The 24,794-nt window shown below is 33.4% G+C and carries 19 protein-coding genes; 9 read left to right on the plus strand and 10 right to left on the minus strand.

What is annotated here, in order from left to right; genetic code table 11:
• The first annotated feature begins 80 nt into the window (after positions 1–80).
• Positions 81–320, plus strand: a complete 240-nt coding sequence (locus ICJ83_RS14160; protein WP_188231059.1) for a hypothetical protein — start codon at positions 81–83, stop codon at positions 318–320.
• Positions 321–386: 66 nt separating this feature from the next.
• Here the strand turns inward: ICJ83_RS14160 and ICJ83_RS14165 are convergent, their stop codons facing one another.
• Entirely contained in the window at positions 387–1,031 is a 645-nt protein-coding gene (locus ICJ83_RS14165; protein ID WP_188231060.1) for a sterol desaturase family protein, read from the minus strand.
• A gap of 333 nt (positions 1,032–1,364) precedes the next feature.
• Here ICJ83_RS14165 and ICJ83_RS14170 point away from each other — a divergent pair, with 333 nt between their 5' ends.
• The 3 genes from ICJ83_RS14170 to ICJ83_RS14180 all read left to right on the plus strand — a co-directional run bounded on the left by ICJ83_RS14170 (position 1,365) and on the right by ICJ83_RS14180 (position 2,887).
• Entirely contained in the window at positions 1,365–1,634 is a 270-nt protein-coding gene (locus tag ICJ83_RS14170; RefSeq protein ID WP_188231061.1) for a hypothetical protein, read from the plus strand.
• Positions 1,635–1,926: 292 nt separating this feature from the next.
• Positions 1,927–2,265 (plus strand): hypothetical protein, encoded by a 339-nt coding sequence (locus ICJ83_RS14175; RefSeq protein ID WP_188231062.1) that lies wholly within the window; start codon positions 1,927–1,929, stop codon positions 2,263–2,265.
• Positions 2,255–2,887 (plus strand): chymotrypsin family serine protease, encoded by a 633-nt coding sequence (locus ICJ83_RS14180; RefSeq protein WP_188231063.1) that lies wholly within the window; start codon positions 2,255–2,257, stop codon positions 2,885–2,887. The genes ICJ83_RS14175 and ICJ83_RS14180 overlap by 11 nt, the downstream gene beginning before the upstream one ends.
• A 110-nt stretch (positions 2,888–2,997) precedes the next feature.
• On the opposite strand, the gene guaB is transcribed toward ICJ83_RS14180, so the two are convergent.
• The 8 genes from guaB to ICJ83_RS14220 form a co-directional block, all read right to left on the minus strand.
• Complete coding sequence (guaB, locus tag ICJ83_RS14185) at positions 2,998–4,470, minus strand: IMP dehydrogenase (RefSeq protein ID WP_188231064.1); 1,473 nt, start codon at positions 4,468–4,470, stop codon at positions 2,998–3,000.
• A 145-nt stretch (positions 4,471–4,615) separates the two neighbouring features.
• Positions 4,616–7,363, minus strand: coding sequence for an outer membrane beta-barrel protein (locus tag ICJ83_RS14190; RefSeq protein ID WP_188231065.1), 2,748 nt, complete (start codon positions 7,361–7,363; stop codon positions 4,616–4,618).
• An 87-nt stretch (positions 7,364–7,450) separates the two neighbouring features.
• Positions 7,451–9,874 (minus strand): TonB-dependent receptor domain-containing protein, encoded by a 2,424-nt coding sequence (locus ICJ83_RS14195; protein WP_188231066.1) that lies wholly within the window; start codon positions 9,872–9,874, stop codon positions 7,451–7,453.
• Positions 9,855–11,216, minus strand: coding sequence for an HTTM domain-containing protein (locus tag ICJ83_RS14200; RefSeq protein WP_188231067.1), 1,362 nt, complete (start codon positions 11,214–11,216; stop codon positions 9,855–9,857). The genes ICJ83_RS14195 and ICJ83_RS14200 overlap by 20 nt, the downstream gene beginning before the upstream one ends.
• Before the next feature lie 62 nt (positions 11,217–11,278).
• Positions 11,279–12,397 (minus strand): imelysin family protein, encoded by a 1,119-nt coding sequence (locus ICJ83_RS14205; RefSeq protein ID WP_188231068.1) that lies wholly within the window; start codon positions 12,395–12,397, stop codon positions 11,279–11,281.
• 110 nt (positions 12,398–12,507) lie between these two features.
• Positions 12,508–13,710 carry a DUF4856 domain-containing protein gene (locus ICJ83_RS14210; RefSeq protein ID WP_188231069.1) on the minus strand — a complete coding sequence of 401 codons (1,203 nt, stop codon included), beginning with the start codon at positions 13,708–13,710 and terminating at the stop codon, positions 12,508–12,510.
• 145 nt (positions 13,711–13,855) lie between these two features.
• Complete coding sequence (locus tag ICJ83_RS14215) at positions 13,856–14,719, minus strand: hydroxymethylglutaryl-CoA lyase (RefSeq protein ID WP_188231070.1); 864 nt, start codon at positions 14,717–14,719, stop codon at positions 13,856–13,858.
• Positions 14,720–14,792: 73 nt separating this feature from the next.
• Positions 14,793–15,827, minus strand: a complete 1,035-nt coding sequence (locus ICJ83_RS14220) for a quinone-dependent dihydroorotate dehydrogenase (RefSeq protein ID WP_188231071.1) — start codon at positions 15,825–15,827, stop codon at positions 14,793–14,795.
• Positions 15,828–15,962: 135 nt separating this feature from the next.
• Here ICJ83_RS14220 and pepT point away from each other — a divergent pair, with 135 nt between their 5' ends.
• From pepT to ICJ83_RS17140, 5 genes are all read left to right on the plus strand, one after another.
• The gene (gene pepT, locus ICJ83_RS14225; RefSeq protein WP_188231072.1) at positions 15,963–17,204 is read left to right on the plus strand and encodes a peptidase T; all 1,242 of its coding nucleotides are present in this window, start codon (positions 15,963–15,965) and stop codon (positions 17,202–17,204) included.
• 387 nt (positions 17,205–17,591) lie between these two features.
• Positions 17,592–17,789, plus strand: coding sequence for a hypothetical protein (locus ICJ83_RS14230; RefSeq protein ID WP_188231073.1), 198 nt, complete (start codon positions 17,592–17,594; stop codon positions 17,787–17,789).
• A 254-nt stretch (positions 17,790–18,043) separates the two neighbouring features.
• Positions 18,044–19,612: a sulfatase family protein gene (locus ICJ83_RS14235; RefSeq protein WP_188231074.1), complete on the plus strand. Its 1,569-nt coding sequence runs from the start codon at positions 18,044–18,046 to the stop codon at positions 19,610–19,612.
• A 391-nt stretch (positions 19,613–20,003) separates the two neighbouring features.
• Positions 20,004–22,988: an AsmA family protein gene (locus ICJ83_RS14240; protein WP_188231075.1), complete on the plus strand. Its 2,985-nt coding sequence runs from the start codon at positions 20,004–20,006 to the stop codon at positions 22,986–22,988.
• A gap of 404 nt (positions 22,989–23,392) precedes the next feature.
• Entirely contained in the window at positions 23,393–23,584 is a 192-nt protein-coding gene (locus ICJ83_RS17140; RefSeq protein ID WP_188231076.1) for a YdeI/OmpD-associated family protein, read from the plus strand.
• Positions 23,585–23,591: 7 nt separating this feature from the next.
• Here the strand turns inward: ICJ83_RS17140 and ICJ83_RS14250 are convergent, their stop codons facing one another.
• A complete protein-coding gene (locus ICJ83_RS14250; RefSeq protein WP_188231077.1) occupies positions 23,592–24,791 on the minus strand; it encodes a glutamate-5-semialdehyde dehydrogenase in 1,200 nt (399 codons plus the stop codon).
• Positions 24,792–24,794 lie beyond the last annotated feature (3 nt).

Consider the following 24,794-nt stretch of genomic DNA (forward strand, 5'->3'; position numbering starts at 1 on the left):
GTTCCCTTTAAAAAGATATATTTTGTACCATTATTTATAATACATTTATACCTTCAAAAATCAATTTTTCATTCAAATTCATGCGAAGACTTAAATTAATCTGGGATTTTAGAGGACCTGTTTCGAGCAAAACGGCACAACACCATGAAATCCATTTAAAAGAATATATACAGATTGAACAAATTGAAAATACCTTAACCGGTGTAGAAGTGCTAAGTGATATGCATGCCATTGCTTACCTTGTAGTTAATGAAGACCAGATGAAACCCATCCGTGACGCTTTAAAACCTCATCGCGGACAGTTATTCAATAATGAATGAAAAGTAAAAAAATTCTTCATTTCAATATGCTCCTTATTGCTTTTAAAGACTATATTCTTAGAAAACTTACCTTTTTGTGGGTTTAGGTGGCATCGTTCTGAATACTTTATCCCAAAACGTATTAGAAACACCGTAAGCTTTATCTGGGTATTGATAGTGATGTAAATTATGATGATGCCACAAATATTTGAATCGTTTCGGAGGACGCTTCATGTGAATCGCTCGATGCACAAAGGAATACATTAAATACCCTAAAAAGAAACCGGGAAAAAATCCATAAGTTAAGTTCGAGAAACCAAAAATCCAGAAAATAATATAAAATATACCAAATAAAAATGAAGCTAATATTAATCCTGGTACAGGCGGCATTAGCAAGCGCTCTTCATCTTTCGGGTATTCATGATGAGACCCATGCATAATAAAGTGAAAACGCTTTGTCCATTTCCAATCGTTGTACCAGTGAAACAAATACCGATGTAATAAATATTCTGCTAAAGTCCAAAAAGCAAAACCCGTAAAAAACAAAATAAGAAAACTAATTACCGAAAGCCCCATAACATCTATGGCTAAATAAGCTAAAAGTAAAATGGTTATACCATAAACGATAATATTGGATGTAGGATTGGTTTTGGTCAGGCTTTCTAAAAACGGATTTTTAAAAATTTGCGCCTGGCCAGTAGAAAAATCGGTGGTTACTCTGTGCTGCTTCATCTGTTCTTAATTCTATTTTAATTCTCAGATGGAATACCCCAAAAATCAACTTGGTTGTTTAACAACATAATGTTACTGGGCATCTCATAACTTTTAACTTTCGTTAATTAAAGATATGAAAAACATTCAAAATATAAATATTCTTATAAAAACAGATCAGTAGCACTTCAAATTTTAAAGATTTTTCCTATATTTATATCCCCCCTAAATTTATTAATAATCAATTTCTTAACTAGTTTAAAAAGCACTGCTAAATTAAAAAATAAGAAACTGATTAGCTTGATTTATAATTAATAGTGATGTAACAGTTTTTATTAATTAAAATTAAGTTTTATGAAAACATCCATTCAACAAGGTGTAATTGCCGAACAACCATTTAACATTGCATTATCGGAAACCAATTTTAAAACCTCAGACTTCCCCACTCGTGCGTTAGAGTTAGGCTTTGTTGATTTAGGTTCTGACAACAGACCTAAATCAAATAAAAGATATAGCATTCTGAGTGCAGGAGATGAAAAATTAAATAGTTTAACTATTCCTAACACTACCTACAAAAAACTAGATATAGACCTCTATTTTTTTTTACGTAGACGACCTCCCTGACTTTTGGTCAAAAAAGAATGAAGGATTATTAAAGATTTCCATCAATACGAGAGACCCACAAAATTTAAATGGCTCTGAAAAAGATGCCACACTTGCCACAAATTTTAGTGTTAAGGACGGTAATTATGCACCTTCCTTCTTATATAAAGGTGTTTTTAGAAATATTATTTTCCGTGATTTTGTTAATTTAAAATTTGACCTATATGAGTTAGATTCTGACGCAGACCAGTACTTCAATAAAGTAAAAAATGTTATTAACGGTGTTGGTGTTCCTGAAATCAAAAATCTAGATGTGCTAAAAGGCATTCCTTACCTTAATTTAGCGACACAACTTTTTGAAAGTATTATTACGACTTTCGGAAAAAATCCAGATGATCATATATGGGGAGAAATTCCAATTATGGATTTAAGCCCAATTATTGGTAGTGCCTTTTTGAGGAGTGGAATTTACATTTTGTATGAAAACAAAAACAGTAAAAAAGAAACCATCGGTAATTCACATATGGAATTCCTGAATGGTAAAATTGTACTTAAAAAAGAGGTTTCAAAACAAACCTTATCAAATCATTTAATGTTTGGAATTAAAGTAGATAATTACGCACCGCAAAATACTCTTTTAAATGGAAAATAAATTAAACCATCGAATTGAAAAATTAATTGGAGGAATTCAAATACAAAATAGATTAAGAAATGGTATTGGCACCTTGGCCTGTATTGTTTTCGACATAGATAGTGGCAAGCCAATGGGACTAACAAATAAACATATTCTAAGAAGAAGCATAGGAAAGCCTGTTATTCAACCTGCGGCTAAACCACATACTAACGAATTCATTATAGGACATGTATATAAAAAAAGTTCAACTCAAGATTGTGCAATATTCGAAATAAATGAAATTTTAAGAAATTATGATCGGGATGATAGTTTATTTGGCTTGACTGGTAGAATTTCAGAATTCATTGAACCTTATGAAGGACTAGAAGTACAAAAAATAGGACAAAAAACTGGTCGAACTTTCGGAGTTGTTAAGAAGTTGCTATCTAAAAATAAATTTATCATCATTCCTAACAAAGAAAAACAAAACCCATTATATGAAATATCCGAGGGAGGTGATTCTGGAGCCTTATGGGTAACGGATGAAACAAATTTTAAAGCTGTTGGTTTACATACGGGAGGCGAAAGAGGTTCCGCTAAGGATAAAGCTTGGGCAATTAAAATAAGTTCTGTATTACATGACTTAAATATCAGATTCTAAACTGTTATCATAATTTTTATTGCTATAATTTCACAGAACTCTATAATTTTTTTACTAAAATAAAAAGGGCTCCTGATTTCAGGAGCCTTTTCTATATATTACTTAAATTATTATCTTGAGTAATTTGGCGATTCTTTAGTAATCGTTACATCATGTGGGTGACTTTCGTTAATTCCACTTGATGTAATTTTAACAAATTGTCCTTTTTCTTTTAAAGTTTCAATGTCTTTCGCACCACAGTACCCCATTCCGGCACGTAAACCTCCAATAAACTGATGAATACTTTCATATAAATCACCTTTGTAAGGTACGCGACCCACAATTCCTTCTGGCACTAATTTTTTAATATCATCTTCTACATCTTGAAAATAACGATCTTTACTACCTTCTTTCATAGCTTCTACAGAACCCATTCCGCGGTAGGATTTAAACTTACGTCCTTCGTAAATAATGGTTTCTCCAGGAGATTCTTTGGTACCTGCTAATAAAGACCCTAACATAACACAATCGGCTCCTGCCGCAATCGCTTTAGGAATATCACCAGTATAACGAATACCACCATCGGCAATAACTGGAACACCAGAACCTTTTATGGCTGAAGCAACTTCTAACACCGCTGAAAATTGAGGAAAACCAACACCTGCTACCACACGAGTTGTACAAATTGATCCTGGACCAATTCCTACTTTAACGGCATCGGCACCGGCTTCAACTAGATACTTAGCAGCTTCGGCAGTTGCAATGTTCCCAACAATAACTTCTAATTTCGGGAATTTCGCTTTTACTTCTTTCAACACATTCACTACACCTCTTGTATGTCCGTGCGCTGTATCGATTACAACCGCATCCACACCTGCATTTACTAAAGCTTCAGCTCTATCAACTGCATCGCCAGTTACCCCTATTGCTGCTGCCACACGTAAGCGACCAAACTCATCTTTATTTGCGATTGGTTTTTGCCTTAGTTTAGTAATATCTCTGAAGGTGATTAATCCAGATAATTTATAGTTATCATCTACAATTAATAACTTTTCAATTTTATGTTCTTGTAGAATCGCTTCAGCATCTTTTAATGACGTTCCAACAGATGATGTTACCAAATTCTCACTGGTCATTACCTCTACTATTGGTCTTTTGTTATCATGCTCAAATCGTAAATCTCGATTCGTAACTATTCCTTTTAATGTACCATTTTCATCAACAATTGGAATACCTCCAATACCATGCTCGGCCATGGCTGCCTTTGCATCAACCACTTTAGAAGTAAGTGGTAAGGTAACAGGATCTATAATCATACCACTTTCAGCTCGTTTAACGCGTCTTACTTTCAACGCCTGAGCCTCTATGGTCATATTTTTATGTAACACACCAATACCTCCCTCCTGTGCCATAGCAATCGCCATTTTACTTTCGGTTACAGTATCCATAGCGGCCGATATAATAGGCACGTTAATGGTAATATTTCTGGTAAATTTTGTTTGAATATTGACTTCGCGAGGAAGAACTTCAGAATATGCAGGAACTAATAAGACATCGTCGTAGGTTAGTCCTTCTCCTACTATTTTATTTTGATGTGCGATCATGATGCAATTACATTTTAATTGCGTGCAAATATACACATTTTTTAAGTTGAATATACTAATTTAGAAACTAAATTATTGTTAATATTTAGCATTTCATATTATAATTAAAAAGCCCGGTCATTGAATACCGGACTTTATTTATTTTTTATCTTCTTCGGGAATTTCCTCGACTGGAACCCATACTTCCGCCATTCATTGGTTGTCCTGCAAATCTTCCGAATTTATACGTGAAATTTAACATAAAGTACTGCTCCAAAATCCTGCTCTCTGAATCCTCGATAAACGTTTCGGTTACGTTTCTTCTGTAACCATTATTTTTTCCTAAAACATCATACCCAACCAAGGTAACTGTTGCCTGGTTATTCCAAAGTTCCATTCCTAAACCTGCATTCCAAAATACAGCATCACCATCGTAATCATCGCCAACACGGCTGTTATATCGGTATGAAATTTTATTAGAAATAAATAAGTTTTTAATAATAAATATTGAAGAATCAAAATTTATATTTTGAACAAAATAATTATTGTCATTAAAAGCATCGGTATCGTATACATTTTTAAAAGCCGAATAGCGATAACGAGCGCTTAAATCAATTTTATTATCGTAGGCATACCTGAACGAAAATGACGGCGTTAATCGTGTGGTTTGCCCAGTGAATTTAATACCATTTTGTACCGATAAACTATTATTAAAACTAGCATTAAAAGACCCGTTAATATTTATATTCGTTTTTTTACTAAAAATGGATTTAGTAATAGTTGCATTACCATCCAATGAATAATCACCATTAATATTTGTGTAGGTGGTGTACCGGTTTAAATCGGCATCTGTGATGGTTGAATTAATTATTTTGTCTTGAGTAAATCCTGCATTAGCATTTCCTGATATGTTTATGTTATGAAATGCTAAATTGTTTTGATACCTGAAGCGGATTCTATGATCTACCTGAGGTTCCAAATCAGGGTTACCTACTCGTATGTGGGTAATATTAGTTACATCTTCAACCGGCTGCAACTGCCCCATGGAAGGTAAGTTTACATTTTGATTATAATCTAAAGAAATCCTTTTGTATCCATTTTCGTCCCTATAGCGAATACGACCCGAATAAGTTAAATAGTTAAAATCGGCCTTAAAGTTTCGTGCTTCTATTAATTGGTCTTTAAAGTTTCTGTAGGTTGTTGTATGTCCAGCTTCAACTTCAAAACGGAATTCATCAAGATCATATCTTAATCGTAACGATGGTCGAATAGTTGTTGCAATATAGCGACTGTCGGTACTTAGTTGATTATTAAAATTATCATAGGAATCATCAACTTCATCATAATCGTAAATAAAAAGCTCATTCGATTGCGTGCTTACATTAGCGTTATAACTGGGAATAATTCTGAAATCCTCTGTAACCTTAGCACTCCATACCCCGTTTACCCCAATATTTGTACTGTTTGTGCTGTTTTCACTTATTTGATCTTGTATTATAGTTTCACCGCGGTTGTAAAGGATATTTTCAGAGTATTTTTTAGTGTCGGAATCCGATTTATTAAAACTCGTATTCAATCCTAATCTGAAATAATTTCCATTTCCACCTCGTACTGGAGTTACACTAAAATCATTACTAATATTGTAATTTGATGCGCTGGTTTCGTTGGTACTGGTGTAATCACTAACTAAATCTCCATTGGTATATTCGGAAGTACTTTTAGACGTCGATCCAGAATCTGTATTGGCTGCATTAAATGATGTATTATTCGATATTTGGACTTTATTATTTGAAGCTTTGTTTTCTGGCTCGATGATAAAATCTATTTCAGAATTTCCGTTATGTGAATCGGAATCATTAAAGCCACTACTTTTTGAATTTGTAATGTAATTTAAATCTGGCAAAAAATTCTCCCTTAAACTTGTACGTTCGGTATCGGTATTTTGAGCACTATACCTGTAATTTGCATTAACCCGAGTTTCATCCCATCGGCCCTTAGTGTAATTGGCGCCAACAAAATCGGATTCTATATACCCATTACTGGTATCGGTATCGGGCAAAGCATTAAACCCACGGGACATATTAATATTATTCGTACCGGCAATAATACCTAACTGTTTCCCGTCAATCATCTGGAATAAATTAGCATTTCCCTGATACTTATCATCGGTACCGTAACCTCCTTTAACATCTCCAAAAATTGCTCGGTTTTGCCCTTTTTTTATTTTCAGGTTAATTTCCTTTGTCCCTGATGTTGATTCCTCGCCGGTAAACTTTTGAAAATCGGTTTTATAATCTGTAACCTGTACCTTACTAATTGCCTGACTCGGAATATTCTTTAAAGCGATATCGCCTTTCTTTTCACCAAAAAAGCGCATTCCATCAACATTTATAGCTTCAACATCAACCCCATTAACGGTAATATTACCATCAATATCAATATCGACACCTGGTAATTTTTTTAATAAATCTTCGGCTTTATCGTTGGGTAGTGTTTTAAAGCTATCGGCATTATATTCTATAGTATCTTTTTTGATTACTACGGGAGGAGCTTTTCCTACTATAGAAACTACATTTAACTCTTCAATCTGATCTTGTAAGGTTACCACACCTAAATCAAGCTCATCGCCCGCTGGCACATCAATATCTTTTAAATAGGGTTTGTAGCCTAAATATGCTATGTTAAAAATAGCTTTCTTATCATCTTCTGCATTTACCTGTATTGAAAACTCTCCATTTTTATTCGTAATTCCATAGGCCATTGGAATACTGTCTTTTACACTTTGGAGATAAACAGTTGCTCCTTCTAAAACAGTAGCAAATTCGTCTTTAACGGTACCTTGCAGGGTAAATTTTTGAGCCATACTTGAAGACGTAATCAAAATGGCTAAAACAAGAATTAAATTTTTAAACATAGATATTTGTTAGCTTATGCTAGCTTAGACCTCATGTTTAAAGCAAAGTTTAACCCTAATATGTTAAAAAAAAGCTAAGGTTTTAAACTATATCTTTATCTGCAATGTCGCATACCAATTTCTTGGTGCCGAAGGAATAATCCCAGGGCCAGGATACCCCGTTGCTCTTCTGGTAAAGTAGGCAGTATCTAAGACATTATTTATACCGGTTTCCAATTTAAAACGTTTGTAGGAATACGATAATGACACATCTAAAACATCATAGCTAGGAATAGCGCCAATAACGCCACTTATCCCTCCATCGACAGAATTAGTTGCATCGGTGAATTGTTGTGACAAATAGGTATACTGAAAACTTGCAGACAAATCTTTAAATCCGAACTTTAAACCTGTTTTCAAATTTACATCCGGTACAAATTCCACTTTATTTCCTTCAACACCTAAAGCTTCAGACGAAGTATACTCTGAGTTTATAAAAGAGGTATTTACAAAATAATTAAACCTAAAGTCGTTAGATAAGCCCAATACTTGCTTTAAATTAAAATCGAAAAGTGATTCTATACCATACATTAAGGCATCACCTATATTACCACGTTCGCTCTTCACTCCTTGACTGGTTTGAATTTGCTTAAAACCAATACGACCGTTATAAATTAAGGCAAAGGCACCTAAATCGTACGATAAAAAGTTTTTAATATTTCCACGCGCCCCGAAATCTGCTGTAAAACCTTTTTCATCGGTAATATCCGGATTAATCTCAAATGCTGGATTATTGATATTTATATCAGAAAAAGTTACCGAGCGGTAATTTTGAGAAACATTACCATAAATCTCTAAGGCACTTACAGGCTTATAACTTAACCCTATCCCAAACAACACAAAAGCTCTATCGAAATCTCTGTTATCTTCTACAGTTTCATCGAGTATTACATTTCCAGCTGCATCCTTATTAATATTCCTGTAGAAGCCTTCACTTTGTGTTCTAATATATTCAAAACGGAAGCCTGGCGTTACCGAAAACTTATCGCTTAAGTAAAAAATATTTTCTCCAAATACAGATGTGTTTAAGTTTGGTAAGTCAAACTGTGATTGGTTTTGATAGTCCGAAAACTGTTGATTATAAAAATTAAAATTAGGGTTACTTCCATCACTACCTGCGCCTTGCTGCTGAAAATTATTAGCTTTATAAAATTTACTTCCTACTAAAAAAGTAGCATCTTTTTTACCAATATTATACTTACTTAATAGTCGCGCTTCAAATCCGAAGTTTTTAAAATCACCTTTTATTAAATCACGTTCCTCACCCGAATCTGGTTGGTCGACGCGATTTGTTCTAAACCCTAAAGCATCTCTTGAAGCATTTAAACCAAAAAAGTTTAAGGTAAAATTGGTATGTTCGGAAAACTTATGATCTAATTTTAAATTGTACAAAAACCAATCGACTTGAAACCAATTACGCTCCCGATTACTTTGGTAAGGATTTGTAGCAAACATATTATCTGTTAACCCTCCACCTTGCTGCGCTAAATATCGCATATAGGTTACATCGCCTGTTACCTTTGTTTTATCGTTAAATTTATACCCCAAATGAGCAAAGGCATTTTTAGATTCAAACTCTGAATTAGCTCTAAAACCATCTCCCTTTTTATAGTTAAAATAACTGTAATAACTAAATTTATCAGCTGTACCACTTATGCTTGTAAAATTGGTGTATAAACCAAAACTACCTACAGTATTTCTTGTAATTAATTCAAATGGTTTATTAGGATTTGGGGTTTTCATTATAAAATTTATTAGCCCTCCAAATTGCGTCCCGTATTGTAAAGAAGCTGCTCCACGAATTACTTGAATGGTTTTTAACCCTTCTGAGGCGGGGGTATAATAACTCTCTGGATATCCTAAAACATCGGCACTTATATCGTAACCATTTTGACGTGTATTAAAATTTGCAGTTCGGTTAGGGTCTAAGCCACGACCACCTACATTTAATTGTAAACCTGCATCGTCATTCTGATAAATATTTAACCCCGCAACCTGACTAAAAATTTGTCGGGCATTGTTCGATGCAAGATTTGCCAAAGACTGGTCCACCAAAACGACTTCGGTCTTTTTTCCAGCATAAATCGCCGTTCCCTCAACATCTTTTAAACGCGATAATTCAAATAATCGTTCTTTTCTTGCTGTAATTTCAACTTCCGAAAGACTAACTGATATAGGGGTTAACATCACATTTAGCTGTGTATTACCGCTTACCGAAATTGATTGTTCTTCAACTTCAAATTCGTAAGTAAAGAAAATTAAGTTTAGTACTTTTTTTACAGCGGTAAATTCGTAATACCCGGAAGCATTCGTAGTGGCCACCAAACCTGTGGTTTTATCATAAATATCTACATTAGCTACGGGTTGATTTGTTTTCGCACTTGTTATTGTTCCGTAAATTTTGTTTTGAGCCTGAACTGCTTGTACAAATAAAAACAGTACAAAAATTAACTTAAAGTCCTTTAATTTCATCGGTAAATGGTAATATCCATTCCTTATGTTGGAATGATTCTTTTTCTTTATATAAATCGACATTTTTATCAATATAAGGGCGACTCAACCTACCGTTAAGCGCCACATAACTTTCAACAAAAACCTGAACATTTTTATGTCCTTGAGTCGTAAAATGATCGCCCAGATAGTGTGCGTATTCTAAAATAAAATCGGGTTGAAAACTCATTTGCTTCTCCTGAAATGACGTTAAAAAATCACTATTATCTACGACAAACGATGTTCCTTTTTTAGCATCTTTAATAATAAAGGTTGTGTGCCCCATTTTTTCCATTAACATCACTCGCCATGAAAACCGAAAGCCCTCCTCTGTCCAGAATAATTCTCCTGGATACAACAAATATCTAAACGGAAACAGTAACTGAAATGAAAAATACACGACTAAAAAAGACACTAAAAACGATTCTCTTTTAATTTTATACGTTGGTTTATACTGAATCTTGGTATTTAAGAAAGGAGCTAAAATTCGCTTTATACCATATATTATTTTATGATGGAAATCGGCTTCGAAGAAGATTAACGTTGAAACAATCATTATAAACGGAAACATTCCTATTGGGAACAAAACCCTTGTAAAAACATGGAAAAATACGACCAAACCAAAAGCCAACCAACGTGTACGTTTATATAATAATAAAAACGGGATGGTTAAATCGTAGAGCATGCCACACCAGCTCATCACGAAATGAAACCATTCCTGCTGCATAATATTTTCACCTAAAAAAGGTAAACTATATTTAGATGGCAACCATATTTTTAAGGGCATTGCTCGAAACAACCAATCGGAATTAATTTTTGCCAATCCCGCATAAAAATAGACGATACCCAAAAGTAATTTCACACTATCAGCGCACCACTTAGGGAATGTTTTAAATGATGTTTTTCTTAATAAGTTATCAACTGAAAAATATGCGTTAGCAGGCAAAAATATCATTAAAAAACTTAAAAGACTTATAAAGTAATAATGATTTAAATAGGTGGTTTTATCCATGAGTTCTATATATGTAAAACTCAGGAAGAAGGTAATAATTGCTATTTTGTATTTAAATCCTAAAGCAATAAATAAAGCAGACAATGCACATACCAAAAATAACAAATACGTATAAATTCCTAATGGTTTTACCCACTCAAAACCGAAGTATGAAAAATGAAATTTGGGTTGAATGTACAAGGTATCAATCCAGCCGTTAACCCAAAACCTGATAATGCTAAACAACATCATGACACCAAAAAGTATTCTGAATACAGCTAAAGGTGCTGCATCAGTTTTTTGTTGTATATATGCTTTCGTGTTATAACCCATTTAAAAACGAAAAGATTCCCTAACGCATCAGAGAACCTTTTTTTATCTATTTTCACCTCAAATTAGTCGCCATCAGCATCAACATAATCAACACTGATATTCATTGCTTGTACCATATCTAATTTTAATAATACAACGACTTTTTGTAACTCATCGTAAGTCATAGTCATTTTTGTATTATCAGCATTTATTTGATTTGCAAAATTGTTGTCTAAAGTATTTAATTGTGTACGGGCTGCATTCATTTGACTATTAATTAAAGCCGATAAATCTTCACTTCCTGTTATCGTTTTCAAATAATCTAAATATGAGCTCAAACTATTATCACTAGTCGACCCATTATAATGTTTTCCATTAAAAAAATCTTGAGAAGCTTTTAAAGCTGCTAATGCTAATTCTTTAGAAATCTCTTGATTGTGATATCCTTCTACCTTTTCAGGATACAAGACGCCACTTGAAAATACACCAGACGGAATACCAACTTTATTGGCTCTTAATCCCTTTTCAAAATAGTATATAAAGTCATTTACAATTTTATTCGTCGCACTAGTTACGGTATTACCTGTACTATTCACAAAAATATCCCTATAAGAGCTTGTCCAGTCATTAAGAACACTTTCATTTAAAGATTTCATATGGTCGACTACATCACTTAAATAAGTTTTATAGCTCTCTGCATTAGTATTTGTTGTATAGATATCCAAAATAGTTGCTTCGTCGTTAGCTACCCCGTAAAGCAGATAATCTAAAGCAGGAAACCCTGTAGCATCTTGGTTATTAGATTGATTTAAATCGTACGAACCGTTAGCAATATTGGATTCAATTTCGGTCACCGATGCCGGATAAATGTTCATGTAAGCACTGAAATAAATAGCTTCAGCTTTACCTATGTTAAACATTTCAGCATATTGCCAGACTTTATAAGCATTTAACCAGGCGGAACGCAAAGCTTCTAAATTGGTTTGATTAGCTGTAGTTACAAACGTATTTTTCGCCTCCACCAAAGCACTAAGCTCAGCATTTAAATCCTGAAAAACAGGAATAATAATATTATCGGCCCAGTTGAGTAACATGGTCTGTCTGTCGAAATTATCGGTAGGCTTACTTCCGCCTCCATCAGAGCTACTGCATGCAGCAATTACAAGTGCTAAAACGATTACAGAAACAACTTTTTTAATCATAACCTTTATATTTCTAAAATATGTTGCAAATATCAGTAAGCAGATGGAAATATTAAACTTTCCACCTGCTTTATTTTCTTAATTAAAATAAATTAATCATTTGTTAACCTTTAGTTTGCTGCTTGCTCAACAGTAAAACCGAATGCTGTTGCAATTTCAGCAGAAATCGTATCTAAAGTTTCTACAGATACATCCCAAAACCCATTTCCTGCTAATAATGTATTTATATAAGAATTCACCTGTGCATTGTTAATGTATGGCATACCTGTTCCTGGTTTTCTTGTAAATTGTAAACTGTACAAAAATCCAAATCCTTCAGACAATTCATGAAATGCATGCGCATAATCAATAGTTGTAGCCTCCAAATCACTTTTAGCGCCCTGTAAATAGTGTACCGCACGAACAGCTATAACTTTAGAAATGTTTTCTCTAATAACTGCTACTTGCGCATCACGAACCTTATAATTTTTAGCAACGATTGCTGCTCTTCCAAGTTTCAATGCCTCATAAACCTCATCGGCAATTCCAGAAAAATCGTCGTCGTCGTTCACTTGTCTTAAATAGGTGTTTAAAAAACGATCGGCATCTAAAACCGGACTTTCAGGATTTTCTTCAGCTCCATAAAGGTAACCATAGGCTTCGTCCCATTTATGTTCCATTGTTGTATAAGTTTTACCTTCTTCAACAACATCATTATCATTATTTTGAACATTACTTCCGGCATCTAAAACGCCAATACTTAAGTAATTATTTAACATCTGATCGGCCATTAATCCACCGATTAAACCTTTAGCTACCGCTTGATTTAATTCTAATCCTTTAGCATTAAAATAGCGCACTGTAGTACTACCTAATTGTTGAAGGTTACCTGCTACGCCTGCACTAGCCGTTACATTCCAACTAGGAAAAACATTATCCGCCTGATCGGTAATCCAGCCATCGAAATCTTGTTTAATTGTATTTGAAAGTGTTGTATTTGTAGCAAAAAAATCATTTGAAGCGGCTACTTTACTTCGTACATTTTTGTTTGAAGCATTTAAATCAGCATGCGTAAAATCCTGATCGCCTTCTGCATGATTAAACATAGCTTGTAAGCTTGCTTTGGTATTTGTATTAACACTTAATGCAGACACCAACTCAGTTGCCATAGCAATTCTGGTAGTTTGCCCTCCAAAATTTACTGTTGATTCACCATTACGTAAAAAGCTGTAAGTAGATGGGGTATTTATATTGTTTTTTTCATTATCGTCATCGCTCGAACAAGAGGTTAATAAAACGGTTGCAACAGCGGCAATTGATAAAAATTTTTTCATTTCTTTTATTTAGACTTAGTATAAATTAATTGACTGCAGCAAAAATAAAACACAATTTTAAACTACCAAAGTTTATTTAGATTAAAAATAAATAAAGTTTTTAAAAAAGGTTTTCAACGAAAAAAATTAAAGAAAACAAACAAGTTTAAGAATAAGACTTAAAAATTCTAGAAGCCTCATTATAAGCACTTTCAAAACTCAATGCATTTAAATTATTATGTTGTTTCGAGGTAAAATAAGATAATAGTTTTTCAGTAGGCATATTTCCTGTTAATTCATTTTTTGCCATTGGGCAACCACCAAATCCTTGTATTGCACCATCAAATCTTCTGCAACCTGCATTAAAAGCAGCATCTATTTTTTCAAACCAGGTAGATGGTGTTGTATGTAAATGGGCTCCAAATTCTATTTGTGGGTATTTTGGAATTAGATTAGAAAATAGGTAATTAATACTTTCCGGATTCGAACTTCCAACCGTATCGCTTAAAGATAAAATTTTAACACCCATTTTATGTAAACGTTCAGTCCATTCACCTACAATATCTACATTCCAAGGGTCGCCGTAAGGATTACCAAATCCCATCGAAATATAAACCACCACTTCCTTATTACTTTTATCAGCTACGTTTAAAATTTCCTGTAAAGTTACAACCGACTGAGCTATGGTTTTATGCGTATTACGCATTTGAAAATTCTCTGAAATTGAAAACGGGTAACCTAAATAGTCAATAGCATCGTGTTTACTAGCGTCGTTCGCTCCGCGTGTATTTGCAATAATGGCTAATAATTTACTCGTAGTTTTACTTAAATCAAGTTGTGCTAGAACTTCGGCGGTATCTACCATTTGTGGTATGGCTTTAGGTGACACAAAACTCCCAAAGTCTATGGTATCAAACCCCACACGAAGCAACGATTGTATGTACTGAATTTTCTTTTCAGTAGGAATAAAGGCTTTGATCCCTTGCATCGCATCTCGCGGACATTCAATAATTTTTACAGCACCTGACATGATTTAGTTTAATAGATAAGAGGATAAAAATACTATAATTTTTTAATCCTAAACCAACAGAATCTAGATTGAATTAATTTCGCTTTAAGATGGCTTTATTTATAGATTTTACTAAAGCAGGCCCCTCATATATAAACCCTGTATACACCTGAACCAAATCGGCTCCAGCATCAATTTTTTCTAAGGCATCTTCAGCAGAATGAATTCCTCCCACTCCAATTATTGGGAATGACCTGTTACTCTTTTCAGAAAGATATTTTATGGTTTTAGTGCTCTTAGATTTTATAGGTTGTCCACTTAATCCTCCATTTCCTATAGCTTCCAATTGAGCTTTCGAGGCTCTTAATCCGCTTCTATCTGTAGAGGTGTTACTCGCAATGACACCATCGAGTTTTGTTTCCTGAACCAACTCTACAATTTCATCGAGCTGGATGGTATTTAAATCAGGAGCAATTTTTAATAGAATTGGCTTTTGAGTTTCGAAGGTCGTGTTTGCCGATTGTACTTCACCAATTAATTCTTCTAAATAATCTTTATCGTTAAGTTTGGCGTGACTTCCAACATTAGGACAGCTTACATTTAATACAAAGTAATCTACAAAAGGATGCAATGCATTAAAACACTCCAAATAATCCTTCGTATAATCTTCAGGTTGAGTACTGGTATTTTTTCCAATATTACCACCTATAATAAGTTGTCCTTTATTCTTTTTTAATTCTGAAATAGCTGCCTCAAGGCCTTCGTTATTAAATCCCATGCGATTAATAATCCCTTGGTCGGCTTTTAATCGAAATAAACGTTTTTTTGGGTTTCCTGGTTGTGCCTTAGGGGTCACAGTCCCTATTTCTATAAATCCAAAACCAAAATTTGCTAATTCGTTATATAACACCGCATTTTTATCAAATCCTGCGGCTAAACCAACTGGATTCTTAAAAGTTAATCCAAATAATTTACGCTCCAATTTAGGGTCGTTAACAACATACATTCCTTTAAACAAGGCTTTAAACCCTGGGATTTTTGATGTTATTTTTATTAATGAAAACGTAAAGTGATGGATCTTTTCCGGATCGAACGCGAAAAATATAGGGCGAAGTAAAAATTTATACATCTCGATTATTTGTGCAAAAGTAGGCTTAATTATTCTAAATAAAAAATTGCCAAAATTTAAAATCAAAAAAATTATAAATCGTATTTTTGAATCTTCAAAACATAAATACAAAATCCTCAATTACAATCCTTTAAAATGATTTCTAAAACCCGCATAATCAATCGATTTGTAAGCTACGTAACCATAGACACCGAATCTGATCCAAAATCTGAAACCACACCTAGCACCGCAAAGCAATGGGATTTAGCCAATAAACTTGCCGACGAGCTAAAAGCCATTGGAATGCATGAAGTGAGCATAGACGAAAATGCATATATCATGGCTACATTGCCAAGTAATGTTAATCATGACGTACCAACTATAGGCTTTGTTTCTCATTTTGATACCTCCCCTGATTTTACAGGTGCCAACGTAAATCCGCAAATCATTGAAAATTACAACGGAAAAGACATTGTTTTAAATGAAAAGGAAAACATTATACTTTCTCCTGATTATTTTGAAGACTTATTACAATATAAAGGTCAAACTTTAATTACCACCGATGGCACAACCCTTTTGGGTGCAGACGATAAAGCAGGTATTACTGAAATTGTTTCGGCTATGGAATATTTAATTAACAACCCAGACATAAAACATGGCCCAATTCGTATAGGCTTTACTCCCGACGAAGAAATTGGACGAGGTGCTCATAAATTTGATGTTGAAAAATTTGATGCGGACTGGGCTTATACTATGGATGGAAGCCAAATTGGCGAATTAGAATATGAAAATTTCAATGCCGCTGGTGCCGTTATTAAAGTAAAAGGGAAAATTGTACATCCCGGCTATGCAAAAGGAAAAATGGTAAACTCCATGTATATCGCTCAAGAATTTATAAGTTCGCTACCTCGTTTTGAAACGCCAGAACACACCGAAGGCTATCAAGGCTTTTTTCATTTATGTTCTATTGAAGGTAAAGTTGAAGAAACAACCTTAGAATACATCATCCGTGATCACGATTTAGGTCATTTTGAGGCTAGAAAAGAAGTACTTAAAAAGCTTACTGAAGAATTAAACTCACAATATGGCAGAGAGGTTATTACTTCCGAAATTAAAGATCAATACTTTAATATGCGTGAAAAAGTAGAACCTGTAATGCATATTGTTGATATTGCAGAAGAAGCTATGAAACAATTACATATTACGCCAATAATTAAACCAATTCGCGGCGGAACAGATGGCTCTCAATTAAGCTATATGGGATTACCATGTCCAAACATTTTTGCAGGAGGTCATAATTTTCATGGGCGTTACGAATATGTTCCTGTTGAAAGCATGATTAAGGCCACTGAAGTAATTTGTAAAATTGCCGAACTAACCGCCTTAAAATACCAATAATTTAGATCATATTACTCAAATTTTAAAGAGGTCTTAAAAGGAAAACTTTCGTCAACTTAAACTTGATTCAGGTTCTCATTAAATCAAATAATCAACGATATGAGATCCTGAAAATAAATTAATAATGACGAGTTTTGCGCCTATTTAGACCTCTTTTTTATTTCTGAAGTAATTCCCATTAATTAATAATCAGTATTTCATGAATCCATCAACTAAAAGCCTAAATAAATTATAGCACACATTAAATTAAAAATATATATTTAAGTAGTAATTAAAATGCTTTTTCAGGAAAACACGCTTTAATAACAACCTTTGTAATATTAAATTTAAAAATCAAAAAATAATAAATTATGATAGCTAATACCTTAAATCTAAATTTAACTACTTATGAGAAAAATAATCGTTGCAAACATCAATTCTGCTTTAAGTGAAGAACTAAATAAAGGAAAACATCATTTAGAATTTGAACTAGAAAAAACTAGCGAACTCCTTTCAAATGGCTGGCATATTATTGACTACTATATTGTAAATACATCCGATTCGTTATTTTCCTTTAGCATTGTTTATATACTCGAAAAAACTTAAAAAAGCATAACAATCAAGGCTAATAATCATTGCCTTTTCGATCCTCCCTCTATTATTTAACAGCACCTGAGTTAAGAATCTTAATTCTTATTAATTACCTCCCCAACCCTGCTTCTTATTTTACATTTGTCGAAGTAAGTAGCACTTTTATCGAAGCTTTTATTATCTTGCCGCTTCATCTAAATTATTATAAATAGCAACCAATAATTACTAACGCATCCTACATTTTAATTTTATCATACATATTTCATAAAATGAAAATAAAACCGTCCTACCTTAAACTGTTATTTTTAATTTTTACCGCATTAACATCATATACAGGTAATACTCAAAAACATCCAAATATCATTTATGTCTTGGCCGATGACTTAGGTTATGGCGATATATCGGCATACAATAAGAATAGTCATATAGAAACCAAATACCTCGATCAAATGATATCTGACGGACTTATGTTTACAGATGCTCATACCTCATCGGCGGTTTGTACCCCTACTCGATATGGAATTATTACAGGTAGATATAATTGGAGAAGTAAACTAAAATCAAGTGTCCTTACAGGTAATTCAAAAGCATTAATAAAACCGACTAAATCCACAGTAGCATCCATGTTAAAAAACCAGGGATATCATACTACTTTTATTGGTAAATGGCATTTAGGCTGGGACTGGGCGCTTTTAGACCCTAATGCTCCCGAAAAACCAGGTTGGAATGCTGAAGACTTTAATAATATAGACTTCTCAAAACCCATTACGAACGGACCAAAAGAATTAGGTTTCGAATATTCATATGGACATAGCGGGTCTTTAGATATGGCACCATATGTGTATGTTGAAAACGGCATGCCTACACAGGTTCCTGATACGATGTCTGGCAATAGCTCTAAATTTTCATGGTGGCGTAAAGGACCAACATCAAAAGATTTTATTCATGAAGATGTAACGCCTAATTTTTTCCGAAGATCTTTCAATTATATAGAAGAACAATCGAAAACCAACGAACCTTTTTTCTTGTACCTAGCGCTGCCTTCTCCACACACACCAATTCTTCCTACGAAAGCATGGCAAGGAAAAAGTAATTTGAATCCTTATGGTGATTTTGTTATGATGGTAGATGACTATATGGGTCGGCTTTTAAAAACTGTAAAAGACGCTGGTATTGAAGACAACACCTTAATTGTTTTCACTAGTGATAATGGCTGTTCACCTGCCGCTGACATAACTGGCATGGAACAATTGGGTCATTATCCTAGCGATGTCTATAGAGGTCATAAAGCCGATATTTTTGAAGGTGGTCACCGAGTACCATTTATTGTAAAATGGCCTAAAAAAATAAAAAAAGGAATTGTATCCAACGAAATTATTTGTACAACCGACTTTATGGCAACTGCTGCAGATATAGTAAATTATAAGTTAGAAGACCATGAAGCCGAAGATAGTTATAGCATCTTGCCTTTGTTTAAAAAACCAAACCCAAAAAAACCATTAAGAGAGGCCACAGTACACCACTCAATTAATGGTAGTTTTGCCATAAGGCAAGGAGATTGGAAATTAATAATGTGTCCGGGTTCTGGCGGCTGGAGTTATCCTAAGCCAGAAAATGAAGAAGTAATTAAAACCCTTCCTGAAGTTCAATTATATAATCTGAAAACTGACCCAGGAGAAACTACAAATCTTCAGGCAAATGAAAAAGAAAAAGTTAAAGCTTTAAAAACGCTACTTATTTCTTATATTAAAAAAGGTAGAAGCACACCTGGAAAACCACAAAATAATGATGCGATTGATTTTGAATGGAAACAAATTGATTTTATAAACAAATCATAGCCAAATACACTTTTATACAAAAACACAAAAAAGCGCCTTTAAAAAGGCGCTTTTTTTGTATTTATCATTTCAAATTTGAAAGTTTTGCCCTTGACATGTATACTTGTAATAACCTTGGGGTTGCAAAACAATGAACATTTGTAACTATACTAAAATATTTGTTTTATAAACTTTTAACTCCAACTACGATTGTAGCGATTTTCGAAATAAAATAACTTATTATAAATACCATTAATGTAACTTTTTACACCTGCATTTTTTGTTAAGCATAAAATATACTAAAACCTCTATGAGACCTTACCAATAATTTTACCCGATTAATCGTTCGCCTCATTAATATTTTATAAATTTATTAGTCATTAACCCTTGGTAATCAACTAATAATTATTTTATGAGAAAATGGATTAAACGATTATTAAAAATCATGATTAGCCTGGTTATGGTCATTTTTATTATCATTACCGTGGTACTTAATGTGATAATAACGCCCGAAAAAGTAACACCCAAAGCTCTGGAAGTTATTAATGAAGCATTATTAGGAAAAGTAGATTGCAAAAGTATAGAGCTCACCTATTTTTCCAGTTTTCCTAACTTCTCATTGAAACTTACCAAAGGCGCCCTTTTACCGAATACAAATTTTTATAAGCAAGACACGCTTATTAGTTTTGATAAAGCAAGAATAAACTTAAGTATTATCGGACTTATTCAAAAAAGTAAAGAAGCTATAAAAAGCATTGAAATTAATAGTCCTGAGCTGTTTTTCTATGTGGATTCTTTAGGTAATTCTAACTGGAATAATTTGGTTTTAATAACTCCAGATACATTAAAAACATCTAAAACACAAAATACAGACAAGCATATAAAACCGTCTGAAATTTATATACCTAAAATTATTATAACCGACGCTAAGGCCAAAGCTGAAGATGGTCTATCTCAAATTAATTATGAGCTTGATTATTTAAATTTATCTATAAACTCAAAAACAACAAAGAACAGCATACAACTTAAAGTTGAAAAAAGTAGCGACCGAATTAGTATTAAACGCCCCAAAAATAGACCGTACAATTTAGAAAACATAAAGGTTAACTCAGAGTTGGAACTAACTTTTGTCGACACTTTACTCACTGTAAAAAGCAGTGAAGTAACGATTAATGATATTGCGTTTGAAAACAAGGGCTATCTTCAATTTTTTCCGAATCAAAAAAAGGTTAAAATAGATCTCACCAGTGAATTATCTACTAAATCTCTTGAAAACATTGCAAATACTATTCCTCCTCGTTTTTTAAGTCAGGATGGTCTAAAAACTAAAGGAGAACTCGAATTACACTCTCACATAAAAGGTATTTATAGTAAAGATAGTTTTCCTGTGACAAATAGCCATATAAAGCTAAGCGATGGATTTATAGGCTATAAAAACTATAAAGGAAAAATTGATGACATGAATGCCGATATTCATACATACCTTAATTTAAACAGCCCTAAAGAATCCTTTACCGAAATAAAAATATTAAAAGTTGTGGGCACAGGCATTAATATTGATGTCTCTGGTCGAATCAAGCAACTTACAGAATCGCCTGTTTTTGACCTTAAATCGAAATCTATAATTGATTTTAATTCCATTACTGAAAATTTCCCAGTAGACAATTCTGTTTCCCTTAAAGGGACATTAAGCTCAAATATAAATGCCTCTTTCAATTCAAGCGACGTTGAAGACTTTCATTTTATGAAAGTAAATCTAGACACCTATCTTCAAGTAGATGACCTTCTGTTACAATCTGAAAAAGACTCCGCGTTAATAGCTTCCGAAAAAATTAATTTTAAAATTAATAAAGGACAAGATCAAAATAAATCATTAACGGCACAATTGCATATCAAAAACACCAAGGCGCTTTATAAAGAAATTTTGGATACACGTATGAAAGAGGTAAATCTTGATTTCAAAGCTGACGATAAACATCAAAATATACCTCAATTTAAAGCTAATATTAATTTACAAAACTTTGAAATTCAGGCCACGGATTCCATTTATAGTTTTATAAAAACACTTCAAATGAATGCTCAGTTTGTTCCTAAAACCAATGAGCGTATGGCTTACATGAAATCAATGGTAAGCACCGATAGTGTAACCCTTTCACAAAAATCGGCATTTGTAACCATTATGGGAGCTCAAACACAATTACAAGTGGAGAAAACATTGAAAAATATATGGGAACCATCGGGTAACTTAACATTTAAAAGTATTTATGCTCACGCCCCAGAATTTGTCTATAACTTAAAAACATCCCAATCTGGAATTTCTTTTAAAAATGACGATTTGACACTAAATCGAACCAAATTATATTTTGGTGATACCGATGTTACACTAACAGGAGAATTGAAACATGCTAGAGGATTCCAAAATGGTGAACTAGTTACTGCAAACTTAATAATGGAATCGAATTTTACCGATGCGAATCAACTTATGCTAGCCTTGGCTCCTCCTGAAACTGGTGAAATCGTTACAGCTAAAAATGAAGTGGTTCTAGATTCTGCTAAAGCCGCAAACATAACGCCAGGTAAACGAATTTTTAGAATACCAAAACAATGTGATTTTAAGCTATCAACCTATGTTAAAGCCTTTAAAATGGGATTTATTAATATAAATGATATCAGTGGAAACATGACCATAAAAGATGGAATTGTTAACATGAACGATATTAACCTGACCACATTGTCGGCAAATATGGATGCCTATTTAAAATACAACCCAAAAAGTAACACCGAAGCAAATTTAGATTTTAGATTTTATATCAGTCAGATAGATATGAATAATATTAACGAGGTGGTTCCAGTCATGGATACCCTCTTCCCCGCCATTAAATCGTTCGAGGGTAAAGCTGATTTTAGAATAAAAGGCAATGTTTTATTGAATGAAAACCTAGACTTTAAGTTACCTAGTTTGCGAGGTGTCGCAGCTCTTAAAGCTCGTAATATTATGGTGGTAAATGACCCGGCATTTAATGATGTAGCCAAAGCTTTTAGTTTTAAGCCCAAACAAAAAAACCCTGTAAAACAACTGGATGTTGAGATAGAATTTAAAAAGGGGGAAGTACAAATCTTGCCTGCGCTTTTAGAAGTTGATAAATATAGATTGGCACTTGGCGGTGTACAGCGCATAGATATGAGTTATGATTATCATGTCTCTGTTTTGAAATCCCCAATCCCTATAAAAATGGGTGTAGACATTACCGGAAGCAATTTTTCCGATCACCATATAAAACTGGTAAAAGCCAAGTACAAATACTATTTCACAGATAAAGAACGATTATTAAAAAAAGCCGATTCAACGGTAATTTTACAAAAAGAGCGTGTTTTAAAAACTCTTAATTTCAATTGATACAAAATAAAAATCACATCTTTTGAAAATGTATATAGAACATCATCTGCATTTTGAAAAAGAATTGAAACTTTTACAAGAATTAATTACCAGCACTAATTTTACCTAAACTATAAAATAGGGTTCCTGAGTTTATAGCCTTAACCCAAAAAAAGTAATCGGTTTAAGCGCCTTTAAATATCATTTTGCATTTGGTATTTTAAAGGTGTTTTTCTTGAAGGTAAACAACAAATTATAATCAATACACCTGAAAATAAAACTAAAGCTTTACTAGAAATGTGTTTTCAATCTAAGACCGATATTGACAAAAAACAATCTTAAATTATCCTAAGGTAGCGATTGAAAATCAAAAATCAGGAAATACCTTAAAACCAAAAAGGAATACTAATAAACTTAGTATTCCTTTGGAATTAAAAGAATTGATAAGTAACCATGAAGCTATAAAATTTAGCTTTGAGTTACTTAGCAAATACAAACAACGCGAGTATTGCGAGTTTATAACCGCTGCAATACGGGATAGCACGAAAAAATCGTGCATGGAAAAAGTTATCCCGATGTTATTGCAGGGCATGGGATTAAACGATAAATATCGCTAATCAATCTTTATACTCTAATGTGACCATCACCATATACATAATACTTATTGGTCACTAATTCTTTAAGTCCTAATGGCCCTCGGTGGTGCAATTTATCGGTACTAATAGCTAATTCGGCACCAGCTCCTAATTGTCCGCCATCTGTAAATCTAGTAGACGCATTATGATAAACTGCAGCACAATCTACTTGTTCCATAAATTGTTGGGCCGTTGTTTTATTTGTAGTCATTATCGTTGCAGAATGCCCTCCGGAATATGTGTTAATTTGTTGTATTGCTTGTTCTACTGAATCTACAGTACCAACTAAACATTTCATTTCCAAAAATTCTTCATACCAAACAGCATCATCTTCGATTAATTTTTCTTCAGTTAAAACCTTATGAGAAGTTTTATCTACCAAAACCGAAACACCATTTGATTTTAACACCGTATTTAAATCTTTCAGCTTACCCTCGAAATTTTCTATGTTGCGGTTTACTAAAATCTTATCTAATGCATTACAAGCAGAAATTTTATGCGTTTTAGCATTTAGAATTACTTTTATTACTTGATGCCAATCAGTTTCGGTATCAACATATAAAAAGTTATTTCCTCGGCCACTCACCAATACCGCACATTTTGCGTGATCCTTAACAAACTTAATTAGGCGCTCACCTCCTCGCGGCACAATTAAATCCAAAGGTTCGGTCGGATTTTTTAAGAACTCCTGAGTCTCTTCTCGATTCATGGTAAGTAACTTAATATATTCGGTACTCAAATTATTTTCGGCTAAAGCCTTATGCCACAATGCTACAATGGCTTTGTTACTATGAATGGCCTCCTTACCTCCTTTAAGTAAAATTTTATTATTGGCTTTAAAGGCTAACACGGTCGCTTCAACCGTAACGTCTGGACGCGATTCATAAATAATCATGATCGTACCAAAAGGCGCCGTTTTGTTAATAATTTCAAGGCCACTATCTAAAGTTTTACTTTCTATTACTTTACCTACAGGATCCTGTTGTACATGTACTTCTTCAATGGCCTGAATCATACCATCAATCTTTTTTTCGTTTAAGATTAAACGGTCGTACATGGCCTGATCTTTTTTATTAAAGGCGTCTATATCTTTTTTATTAGCCTCTAAAATAGTGGTATAGTTTGCCTTAATAAGGTTTACCATACTCACTAATACTTTATTTTTTATATCCTCTGATAATAATTTCATTAC

The sequence above is a fragment of the Aestuariibaculum sediminum genome (assembly GCF_014596945.1).
Lineage (GTDB): Bacteria > Bacteroidota > Bacteroidia > Flavobacteriales > Flavobacteriaceae > Aestuariibaculum > Aestuariibaculum sediminum.